The sequence below is a fragment of the Amycolatopsis vancoresmycina genome (assembly GCF_000716785.1).
GTDB classification, from domain to species: Bacteria; Actinomycetota; Actinomycetes; order Mycobacteriales; family Pseudonocardiaceae; genus Amycolatopsis; species Amycolatopsis vancoresmycina.
In genome coordinates this window covers 155,398-167,233 of sequence record NZ_JNYY01000003.1, presented here as the reverse complement: position 1 = coordinate 167,233, position 11,836 = coordinate 155,398, and the positions used below count along the sequence as shown (strand labels likewise).

General features: G+C 74.9%; 2 protein-coding genes (1 of these 2 cut by a window edge). Both read right to left on the bottom strand.

Going from position 1 to position 11,836, the window contains the following annotated elements; translation table 11 throughout:
• Positions 1 to 7: 7 nt before the first annotated feature.
• The gene (locus OO60_RS08365) at positions 8 to 8,962 is read right to left on the bottom strand and encodes a type I polyketide synthase (protein WP_063749388.1); all 8,955 of its coding nucleotides are present in this window, start codon (positions 8,960 to 8,962) and stop codon (positions 8 to 10) included.
• A gap of 26 nt (positions 8,963 to 8,988) precedes the next feature.
• Positions 8,989 to 11,836: the end of a type I polyketide synthase gene (locus OO60_RS47450; RefSeq protein WP_051767655.1), read on the bottom strand. 12,431 nt of this gene lie beyond the right edge of the window; only the last 2,848 of its 15,279 coding nucleotides appear in the window; its start codon lies off the right edge, out of view; the stop codon is at positions 8,989 to 8,991.

The following is an 11,836-nucleotide window of genomic DNA, read 5'->3' as shown; positions in this document are numbered from 1 at the left end:
CAGGGCGTCACTGCGCCGGCGGCGGGGAAATCCCGAGCTCGTTGTCGATGAACGCGAACACCTCGGCCGCCGAAGCGCCGGCCAGTTCCGCCTGCGGAGCCGGTGCCGGTGCCGCGTCCACGCTCCAGTGGTTCAGCAGGGACTTCAGCCGCATTTCGACGCGCATCCGGACGTTCTCGTCCGGCTGCGCCAGGTCCGTGAGCGACGCCTCCAGCCGGTCGAGCGCGCCGAACGCCGACTCGGCGGGGGTGCCGCCGGGCGCGATCTCCGCCGCGAGGAACCGGGCCAGCGCGACCGGCGTCGGGTGGTCGAAGACGGCGGTGGCCGCCAGCCGCAGGCCGGTGACCGCGCGCAGCCGGTTGCGCACCTCGACCGCGGTCACCGAGTCGAACCCGAGGTCGCGGAACGGCCGGGTGCTGCCGATCGCCTCGGCCCCGCGGTGGCCGAGCACGGCCGCGGCCTCGGTGCGGACCAGGTCGAGCACGGCCCGGTCGCGCTCGGCCTCGGGCAGCCCGGCCAGCCGCTCGCGCCACCCGGCCGCGGCGCCTTCGTCGTGCCGGTCCTGCTCGGCGGCCAGCTCGTCCAGCACCTGCCGGACGGCCGGCAGGTCCTCGATCAGCGGGCGGCGCCGCGACGCGGTGAAGGCGGGCACGAACCGGGCCCAGTCGACGTCGGCGACGGCGAGGAAGGTCTCGTCGCGGTCGAGCGCGCCCTGCAGCGCGGCCACGGCCCGCTCGGGCGCCATCGGCCGCAGGCCACGGCGGCGCAGCTGCTGCTCGCCGTCGTCGGAAGCCATCCCGCCACCGGCCCACAGCCCCCACGCCACCGACGTCGCCTTCGCACCGCGGGCGCGGCGCTGTTCGGCGAGCGCGTCGAGGTAGGCGTTCGCGGCGGCGTAGGCGCCCTGGCCCGCGCTGCCCCAGACGCCGGAGTTGGAGGAGAACAGCACGAACGCTTCGAGGTCGTCGCCGAGCAGCGCGTCCAGGTGCGCGGCGCCCGCGACCTTGGCCGCGAGGACGTCTTCGAACTCGTCCAGGCCGGTCTCGGCGAGGGTGCTCGACTGCGGCAGCCCGGCCGCGTGCACGACGGCGACCGGCGGGTGGCCGAGGCCGTCCAGCAGGGCTTCGACGGCCTTGCGCTCGGCGACGTCGCAGGCGGCGATGGTCACCGCGCAGCCGTACCCCCGCAGCTCTTCGGCGAGTTCGGCGGCACCGGGCACGGCTTCGCCGCGGCGGCTGGTGAGCACGAGGTGTTCGGCGCCGGAGCGGCCGAGCCAGCGGGCGACGTGCGCGCCGAGCGCGCCGGTGCCACCGGTGACCAGCACGGTTCCCCGCGGCCGCCACGGCTCGCCCGCCGGGGCGGGACGCGCCGGGCGCAGCCGCCGGGCCACGATCCCGTGCTCCCGGATCGCGAGCTGGTCCTCGCCGGAAGGCTCGGCCAGGAGCCCGGCCAGCCGGTCCGCGGTCCGCTCGTCGAGCGTGGCGGGCAGGTCGATCAGGCCGCCCCAGAGCCCGGGGTACTCCAGGCCGATCACCCGGCCGAGGCCCCACAGCTGGGCGGGCACGCTCGACGCCGGGGCGTCCTCGGGCCCGGTCGCGACAGCGCCGCGGGTGAGCAGCCACAGTGGAGCGTCGATCCCCGCGGCGGCCAGCGCCGGGGCCAGCGCGGCCGTCGCGGCCACCCCGGCCGCGATCAGCGGGTGTCCCGGCAGCGGCGTTTCGTCTTGTCCCAGCAGGGAAACGACACCGGCGTACGCCCCGGGCAGTGGGTCTTCCGACACGACGACGTCGGCACCACGCGAAGCGAGCGCGTCCGCGATCGATCCACTGTGGCCGTTCGGGAGCAGGACCAGCCAGCGGCCGGACAGCAACGGCAGCGCGGGCTCGGCAACCGGCACCCAGCCGACCTTCAGGCACCAAGGGTCCACTGTGGACCGCTGGGTGCGCCACCGGGTCAGCGCGGGCAGCACCTCGTCGAGCGCGTTCCGGTCGACCCCGAGGACACCGGCGAGGTCTTCGGTCTCTTCGAGCGCCGTCCACAGCCCGTCGTCGGCCGGGGCGGCAGGCGCCGGGTCCAGCCAATACCGCTGGTGGTCGAAAGCGTACGTCGGAAGCGGGATCAGCCGGGCACCTTCGCCGAACGCGGGCGTCCAGTCGAGGTCGACGCCGTGCACCCAGGCCTCGGCGAACGACGTGTACAGCCGGTCGAGGCCACCTTCGCCGCGGCGCAGCGTGCCCGTGACGACGGCTTCGTCCACAGTGTCCTCGACGCTCATCGTGAGCACCGGGTGCGCGCTGCATTCGACGAAGGTGCCGTAGCCGTCCGCGGCCAGCTGCCGGGTGGCCGCGTCGAACAGCACCGGCTGGCGCAGGTTGGTGTACCAGTAGGGGCCGTCGAGCCCGGCGGTGTCGATCGGCCCGGCAGTCACCGTGGAATAGAAGGCGATTTCCGACGACCGCGGCGACACGGCGGCGAGCAGCTCACGCAGCTCGGCCTCGATCGCTTCGACCTGGGCGGAGTGCGACGCGTAGTCCACCGGGACCCGCTTCGCGCGGATGCCGTCGGCCTCGCAGGACTCGATCAGCGCGTCGAGCGCGGACGGCGAACCGGACACCACCACCGCGGCCGGGCCGTTGACCGCCGCGATCGACAGGTCTTCGGTGAGCCGTGGCTCGACGGTCGCGCGGGCGGCGGCCACCGACACCATGCCACCGCGTCCGGCCAGGGCCCGGATCGCCTTGCTGCGCAACGCGACCACACGGGCCGCGTCCTCGAGGGACAGTGCGCCGGCGACCGCGGCCGCGGCGATCTCGCCCTGGGAGTGGCCGATCACGGCGTCCGGGGAAACCCCGTGGGCGCGCCAGACTTCGGCCAGCGACACCATCACGGCGAACAGCGCGGGCTGCACGACGTCGACGCGCTGCAGCAGCTCTTCGTCGCCCAGGACTTCGGGCAGCGACCACTCGACGAACGGCGCCAGCGCGCGTCCGCAGTCCCGCATGCGGGCCGCGAACGCCGGCGACGTGTTCATCAGGTCCAAAGCCATCCCCACCCACTGCGAGCCCTGCCCGGGAAAGACGAAGGCGACCTTGCCCCCGTGGCGGGCGCTGCCCCGCACCAGGCCGGGAACGGCCCGGCCGTGGGCGAGCGCGCCCAGCGGGTCGTGGCCGCCGTCCTCGCCGGTGGTCACGAGCACCGCCCGTTGCTCGAACGTAGACCGGGAATTCGCCAGGGAGTACCCCACATCTGCGGCCCGGACCCCCTGTGCGGCCCCTACGCGCGCCTGCAGCCGCCGTGCCTGCGCGGCCAGCGAAGCGGGCGTCTTCGCGGACAGGACCCAGGGCACCGGGCCGGTCGCGACGGGCCCGGACGGCTCCGCCGCGACCGGCTCCGGTGCGGCTTCGAGGACCGCGTGCGCGTTGGTGCCGCTCATGCCGAACGACGACACCGCGGCCCGGCGCGGGCGGCCGGTTTCGGGCCACGGCCGGTTTTCCGTCAGCAGTTCGACGTTCCCGGCCGACCAGTCCACATGGGACGACGGCGTGCCCGCGTGCAGCGTGGCCGGGAGGACGCCGTGGCGCAGGGACTGGACCAGCTTGATCACGCCGGCGACGCCGGAGGCGGCCTGGCTGTGCCCGATGTTGGACTTCACCGAGCCGAGCCACAACGGGGTGGCGCGGTCGCGGCCGTAGGTGGCCAGCAGGGCCTGCGCCTCGATCGGGTCGCCGAGGGTGGTGCCGGTGCCGTGGGCCTCGACGGCGTCGACGTCGGCGAAGGTCAGCCGGGCGTTGGCCACGGCCTGGCGGATGACCTGCTGCTGCGCGGGGCCGTTGGGGGCGGTCAGGCCGTTGGACGCGCCGTCCTGGTTGACCGCCGAGCCGCGGATCACGGCGAGCACCTCGTGGCCGTTCCGCCGGGCGTCGGCGAGCCGTTCGACCAGCAGGACGCCGACGCCCTCGGCCATGCCCATGCCGTCGGCGCCGTCGGAGAACGCCTTGCAGCGGCCGTCGGCGGCGAGCGCGCGCTGGCGGCTGAAGGCGACGAACGACGCCGGCGTCGACATCAGCGCCACCCCGCCGGCCAGCGCCATCGTGCACTCGCCGGTGCGCAGCGACTGGCAGGCCAGGTGCAGCGCGACCAGGGACGACGAGCACGCCGTGTCGACCGTGACGGCCGGGCCGGTGAGTCCGAAGGTGTAGGAGATCCGGCCGGAGACGACGCTGGCCGCACCGCCGGTGAGCAGGTGCCCGGCCGAGCTGTCCGGCTGGGCCAGCCCGATGCCGTAGTCGGCGTAGTTGGTGCCGACGAACACGCCGGTGGCGCTGCCCCGCAGGCTTTCCGGGTCGACGCCGGCGCGTTCCATCGCTTCCCACGACGTCTCCAGCAGCAGGCGCTGCTGCGGGTCCATGGTCAGGGCTTCGCGCGGCGAGATGCCGAAGAAGCCCGGGTCGAAGTCGCCCGCGTCGTGCAGGAAGCCGCCGTGGCGGGTGTAGCTGGTGCCGTCGTGGTCGGGGTCGGGGTCGAACAGCGCCTCGACGTCCCAGCCGCGGTCGGCCGGGAACCCGGTGATCGCGTCGCCGCCGCTGGTGATGAGCTCCCAAAGGTCCTCGGGGCTCTTGATGCCACCCGGGTAGCGGCAGCTCATCGCCACGATGGCGATCGGCTCGTCGTCGGCGACCGCGACGACGGTCTCGGTGACCTTCGCCGGGGCGTCCAGCAGGAACTCCGTGATGCGCTCGGCCGTCGGGTGGTCGAAGGCGAGGGTCGCGGGCAGGCTCCGGCCGGTTTCGGCGGCGAGGCGGTTGCGCAGCTCGACCGCGGTGAGCGAGTCGAAGCCCAGTTCGCGCAGCGCGACGTCGGGGGCGACGGCGTCCGGGCCGTCGTGGCCGAGCACCGCCGCCGCGGTGGCGCGGACCAGCTCGAGCACGGCCCGGGGACGGTCGGCCGGGGCGACTTCGGCCAGCCAGCCCGGCTTGCCCTGCGGCTTTTCCACCGTCAGCGCGCGGCGGACCTCGGGCAGCTCGTCGAGCAGCGGCCGGGCTCGCAGGGCGGTGAACACCGGCGCGAACCGGGCCCAGTCGACGTCGGCCACGGCGAGGAACGTGTCGTCGTCGGCGAGCACCTGGCGCAGCCCGGCGAACGCGAGGTCGGGGTCGAGGAACGGCAGGCCCTGGCGCAGCAGGCGGCTCGCGTCGAAGTCCTGGTTCGCCTTGGCGGGGTTGGCGGCGTTCCAGACGCCCCAGGCCAGCGAGGTGGCCCGCAGGCCGCGGGCGCGCCGGCGCTGGGCGAGGGCGTCGAGGTGGGCGTTGGCGGCGGCGTAGGCCGCGTGGTCGCCGCTGCCCCAGACCCCGGCGATGGAGGAGAACAGGACGAACGCGTCGAGGTCGTGGGCGAAGACGGCGTCCAGGTTTTCGGCGCCGAGCACCTTGGCGCGGGCGACGGCGGCGAACTCGGCGACGTCGGTGGCGTCGACCGAGGCCAGTTCGATGAGCGCGGCGGCGTGGACGACGGCCCGGATGTCGTGCGCTTCGGCCAGGGCTTCGACGTCGGCGCGGTTGGCGACGTCGCAGGCGGCGAAGGTGATACCCGGGTCGGCCGGGACCTGGCCGCCACGGCGGCTGGCCAGGATGACGTGGTCGGCGCCGGCTTCGCGGAGCCAGGCGGCGATCCGCGGGCCGAGGGCGCCGGTGCCGCCGGTGACCAGGACGGTGCCGGTGACCGACCACGAGCCGGGCGCGGTCCGGGGCGGCGCCGCGTGGACCAGGCGGCGGACGAGGACGCCGGACGGGCGGATGGCGAACTGGTCCTCGTCGCCGGGAGCGGCCAGGATGGCGGCGAGCCGTTCCAGCGCCCGGGTGTCGGGTTCGGCGGGCAGGTCGACCAGGCCGCCCCAGCGGTCCGGGTGTTCCAGGCCGACGACCCGGCCGAGCCCCCAGATCTGGGCTTGGGCGGGCGAGGGCGAGTCCGTGTGGACGGCACCGGACGTCAGCAGCCACAGGGGTGCGTCGATCCCCGCGTCGCCGAGGGCTTGGGCGAGCAGCAGCGTTCCCGCGACGCCGGACGGCAGTTCGGGGAACTCCGGGTGCGGCCGTTCGTCGAACGCCAGCAGTGACACCACGCCCGCCACGGGCCCCACCTCGCGCAGCCGGGCGGCCAGGCTTTCGCGGTCTCCGGTCACCGTCAGGACTTCGGCGCCGAGTACGTCCACAAGAGACGGTTCCTGGCCGGGGGCGACCACGGCGAGCCAGCGTCCGGCCGGCGCACCCACCGGTTCCGGCGCCGGCCGCCAGCGGATGTCGTACCGCCAGGAGTTCGCCGGATCGGCGACCGCGGGGACGACGGGCTTCAGCCAGTAGTGCCGCTGCTGGAAGGCGTAGGTGGGCAGATCGACGCGGGAAGCGCCGGCGAAGTACGACGTCCAGTCCACCTTGACGCCGTGGACGTGCGCTTCGGCCACCGACAGCGCGAAGCGATCGAGGCCGCCTTCGTCGCGACGCAACGAGCCCAGCGCGACGACGTCGTCGCCGATCGCCATGGTCAGCACCGGGTGCGGCGACGCCTCCACGAACGTCCCGAACCCCTCGGCCTTCAGCCGCTCGACCGCGATGTCCAGCCGGACCGTGCTCCGCAAGTTCGTGTACCAGTACTCCGCGTCCAGCTCGGTGCCGTCGATCCAGTCGCCGATGACGGTCGAGAAGAACCCGGTCCCGGCCGCGCGCGGGGTGATCGGGCCCAGGACGTCCAGGAGTTCGTCACGCAGCTGCTCCACCTGCACGGAGTGGGAGGCGTAGTCCACCGGGATCCGGCGGGTGCGGACGGCACAGGCGGCCATGAACTCGTCGAGCGCGCCCGGCTCGCCGGAGACGACGGTCGCCTCGGGGCCGTTCACCGCGGCGATGCCGATCCGGTCGCCCCAGGGCGCGGCGAGCTCTTCGGTCCGGGCCCGGGACGCGGCGACGGAGACCATGCCACCGGCGCCCGCCAGCGCGAGGATCGCCTTGCTGCGCAGCGCGACCACGCGAGCACCGTCCTCCAGGGACAGTGCGCCCGACACGACCGCGGCCGCGATTTCGCCCTGGGAGTGGCCGATCACCGCGTCCGGCCGCACGCCGTGCGCAGCCCACAGCTCGGCCAGTGACACCATCATCGCGAACAGGGCGGGCTGCACGACGTCGACGCGGTCGAGTTCGGGTTCGTCGAGCAGCGAGAAGCCGGTGTACGGCTCGAGCGCCCGCGCGCACTCGGTGAACCGGGCCGCGAACACCTCCGAGGTGGCCAGGAGTTCGGTCGCCATTCCGGTCCACTGGGCACCCTGGCCGGGGAAGACCAAGGCGACCTTGCTGTTGCGGGCGACCCCCGAGACGACGTGCGGCGCGGGCGTGCCGTCCGCCAAGGCGCGGACCCCGGCCAGGAGCCGTTCCCGGTCCGCACCGACCACGACGGCACGGTGGGCGAACGCGGACCGGGTCGTCGCCAGCGAAAAGGCGACGTCGGCCGGTTCGCCGTCCACAAGAGACAGCCGGGCGGCCTGCTCGCGCAGCGCCTCGGCCGACTTGGCCGAGAGCACCCACGGGACCAGCCCGGAGGAATTCACCGGGGAAGCAGGTGGCGCCGGAGCCTCTTCCAGGATGAGGTGCGCGTTGGTGCCCGAGATGCCGAACGACGACACCGCGCCTCGCCGCGGGCGGTCGGCGGTCCAGTCCCGGCCTTCCTGGAGCAGCTCGACGGCCCCGGCGGTCCAGTCGATCTTCGCCGACGGCGTCCCGGCGTGCAGGGTCGGCGGCATCCGGCGGTTCCGAAGCGCCATGACGAGCTTGATGACGCCGCTGACGCCCGCCGCGGCCTGGGTGTGCCCGATGTTCGACTTCACCGACCCCAGCCACAGCGGCGTCGGCCGGTCCTGGCCGTAGGTCGCCAGGAGGGCCTGCGCCTCGATCGGGTCACCCAGCGCCGTGCCGGTGCCGTGCGCTTCGACCAGGTCGACGTCCACAGTGGACAAGCGGGCGTCGGTGAGTGCGTCCCGGATGACCCGCTGCTGGGACGGGCCGTTCGGCGCCGACAGGCCGCTGCTCGCACCGTCCTGGTTGACGGCCGAGCCGCGGACGACGGCCAGCACCGGGTGGCCGAGGCGCTCGGCGTCGGCCAGCCGCTCGACCAGCAGCATGCCGGCGCCCTCGCCCCAGCCGGTGCCGTCGGCGCCGTCGGCGAACGCCTTGCACCGGCCGTTGCCGGAGAGCCCGCCCTGGCGGCTCATCTCGGTGAACATGTCCGGGTTGACCATCACCGCCGCGCCGCCGGCCAGCGCGAGGTCGGATTCGCCGCGGCGCAGCGACTGGACCGCCAAGTGCAGCGCGACCAGCGACGACGAACAGGCCGTGTCCACGGTGACCGACGGCCCTTCCAAGCCGAGGGTGTAGGAGATCCGGCCGGACAGGACGCTGGTGGCGGTGCCGGTCATCAGGTGCCCGGCGACCGACTCGGCCTCCTCCCCCGCGCCGGTGCCGTAGCCCTGGGAGGCCGCGCCGACGAACACCGCCGACCGGCTGCCGCGCAACGTCTCCGGCACGATCCCGGCGCGTTCGAGGGCCTCCCACGACGTTTCCAGGAGCAGCCGCTGCTGCGGGTCCATGGCCAGGGCTTCGCGCGGTGAGATGCCGAAGAAGCCCGCGTCGAACCGGCCTGCGTCGTGGACGAAGCCGCCCTCGGCGACGAAGCCCGCGTCGTGGGCGTCCGGCCAGCCGCGGTCGGCGGGGAACCCGGACATCCCGTCACCGCCGGAGTCGACGAGCCGCCACAGGTCCTCGGGCGAGCGGACGCCGCCGGGGAACCGGCAGGCCATCCCGACGATCGCCACCGGGGCGGACGCGGCGTCCTCGACCTCCTGGACGCGTTTGCGGGCGCGCCGGAGGTCCGCGGTCACCTTCTTCAGGTACTCCCGGAGCTTCGCGTCGTTGTCCATCAGGCCCCATCCCGTCGCGTGCCGTCCATTCAGGACAGTCCGAGTTCGTTGTCGATCAGGTCGAAGATTTCGTCGTCGGTGGCGGAGTCGAGTTCGGCTTCGCCGTCTTCGTCGCCGTGGGCGGCCCGGCGCCGGGCGAGCAGCGTCTCCAGCCGCGCGGTGATCCGGCGGCTGTCCCCGGCCCGGTCCAGCAGCCGGTCCAGTTCCGCCAGCACCGCGTCGGCCTCGTCGACGGCGGCGGGGGCGAGCCCGGCCAGCAGGTGCGCGGCCAGGTCGGCGGGCGACGGGTGGTCGAAGATCAGCGTGGCCGGCAGCCGCAGCCCGCTCTCGGCGGTGAGCCGGTTGCGCAGCTCGACCGCGGTGAGCGAGTCGAAGCCCAGGTCGAGGAACCCGCGGCCGCCCTCGACGTCGGCGGCCGAGCCGTGGCCCAGCACGGTGGCGACGTGCCCGCGCACGACGTCGAGGAGGAACTCGCCGCGCTCGGTCTCGGGCACGGCCGCGAGCCGCTCGGCCAGCGGCGGACCGGCCGGGTCGCCCGGCGCCGCCGTCTCCGCGGTCCGGCGGCCCGGCGCCCGCACCAGCGACGCGAACAGCGGCGGCAGCCCGGCTTGCGCGCCCAGCGCGGCCGGGTCGAGCTGCAGCGGCAGCAGCGCCGGTTCCGGCCGGGCCGCCGCGACGTCGAACAGGTCGAGCCCGCGGTCGGCGGTGAACGGGACGAACGCCGACCGCGTCAGCTTCGCGAGGTCGGCTTCGCGGAGCATCCCGTCGGTGGCCCACGGGCCCCAGCCGAGGGACCCGGCCGGCAGCCCGCGGGCCGCACGGTACTGCGCGAGGGCGTCGAGGAACGCGTTGGCCGCGGCGTAGTTGCCCTGGCCGGGGCTGCCGAGGGTGGCCGCCGCCGAGGAGAACAGGACGAACGCCGAAAGCCCCCGGTCGCGGGTGAGCTCGTGCAGGTTCAGTGCCGCGTCGACCTTCGGCCGCAGCACCGCGTTCAGCCGTTCGGGGGTCAGGGACGCGACGACGCCGTCGTCGAGGACACCGGCCGCGTGCACCACGCCGGTGAGCGCGGGGATCGCGGCGAGCACCGCGGCGAGTTCGCGGCGGTCGGCGGCGTCACCGGCCACGATCCGGACGGTCGCGCCCAGCTCCCGCAGCCCTTCGGCCAGCTCGGCCGCGCCGGGGGCGTCCGGCCCGCGGCGGCTCAGCAGCACGAGGTCGCGGACGCCGTGCCCGGTGACCAGCCGCCGGGCGACCAGCCCGCCCAGCGCGCCGGTGCCGCCGGTGATCAGCACCGAGCCGTCGCCGAAGGACGGCGGCATGGTGAGCACGACCTTGCCGACGTGCTTGGCCTGGCTGACGAACCGGAACGCCTCCGGGGCGCGCCGGACGTCCCAGGTCCGCACCGGCAGCGGCGTCAGCGCGCCCGCTTCGAACAGCGCGAGGACCTCGGTGAACAGCTCCCGGATGCGGTCCGGGCCCGCTTCGACCAGGTCGAACGCCTGGTACCGGACGCCCGGGTGGGCGGCGGCGACGGCGGCCGCGTCCCGCACGTCGGCCTTGCCCATCTCGAGGAACCGCCCGCCGCGCGGCATCAGCGCGAAGGAGGCGTCGACGAACTCGTTGGTCAGCGCGTTGAGCACGACGTCGACCCCACGGCCCCCACTGGCCTCGCGGAACAGCTCCGCGAACCCGGTCGTGCGCGAGGACGCCAGGTGCGCGTCGTCGAGTCCGGACGCACGCAGGACGTCCCACTTGCCGGGGCCGGCGGTGGCGTAGACCTCGGCCCCGAGGTGGCGGGCCAGCTGGATGGCGGCCATCCCGACGCCGCCCGCGCCCGCGTGCACCAGCACGGACTCCCCGGCCCGCAGCCCGGCCAGGTCGACCAGGCCGTAGTAGGCGGTGAGGAAGACGATGGGCACCGACGCGGCTTCGCTGAACGACCAGCCGTCGGGGATCTTGGCCAGCATCCGCTGGTCGGCGACCGAGCGCGGGCCGAAGGCGCCGGGGAAGAAGCCCATCACCTTGTCGCCGGGGGCGAGCCCGGTGACGCCTTCGCCGCATTCCAGGACGACACCGGCACCTTCGATGCCCATGATCGGCTCGCCCGGGTACATGCCGAGTCCGATGAGGACGTCGCGGAAGTTCATCCCGGCGGCGCGGATGGCCACCCGGACCGTGCCCGGTTCCAGGGTTTCCGGCAGGGGGTTCGGGACCAGCGCGAGGTTCTGGAGGGTGCCGCGGCCGGTGCTGTCGAGCCGCCAGTTGCCCTCGGGCGGTTCGAGGAGCGTGCCGGAGCCGGCCCGCACGAGCCGCGCGGCCAGCGCCCGGCCGTCCCGGAGGGCGAGCTGCGGTTCGCCGGAGGCGACCGCGCCGAGCAGGGCCGCCGAGCGCGGGTCTTCGTCGTCGAGGTCGACCAGGACGAGCCGGCCGGGGTTCTCGAACTGCGCCGACCGCAGCAGGCCCCACACCGGGGCGGCGGTGAGGTCGGGGACGCGGTCGCCGTCGGCCGCGCCGACCGCGCCGCGGGTCACCAGCACCAGCCGGGCGGTGGCGAACCGGTCGTCGGCCAGCCACTCCCGCACCAGTTCGAGCGCGAAGGCGGCGCGCTCCCGCGGCTGCGCGGAGTGCCGGATCGCGGAGAACACGTACTGCGGTTCCTCGCCGCTTTCCCCGATGCGGCGGCCCAGTTCCGCCAGGTCCACACAGGACTCGACGGTGCCGGACGAGCCGAGCCCGGCCACCAGGCCGAGCGGGTCCGGGCCGATGACCGCGTACCGGGCACTCGCCGGTTCCGGCACGGGCACCGGCGTCCACTCGACCTGGAACAGCGCGTCACCGCCGTCCGGGCCGCGCAGCTGGCCGGCCGAAACCGGGCGC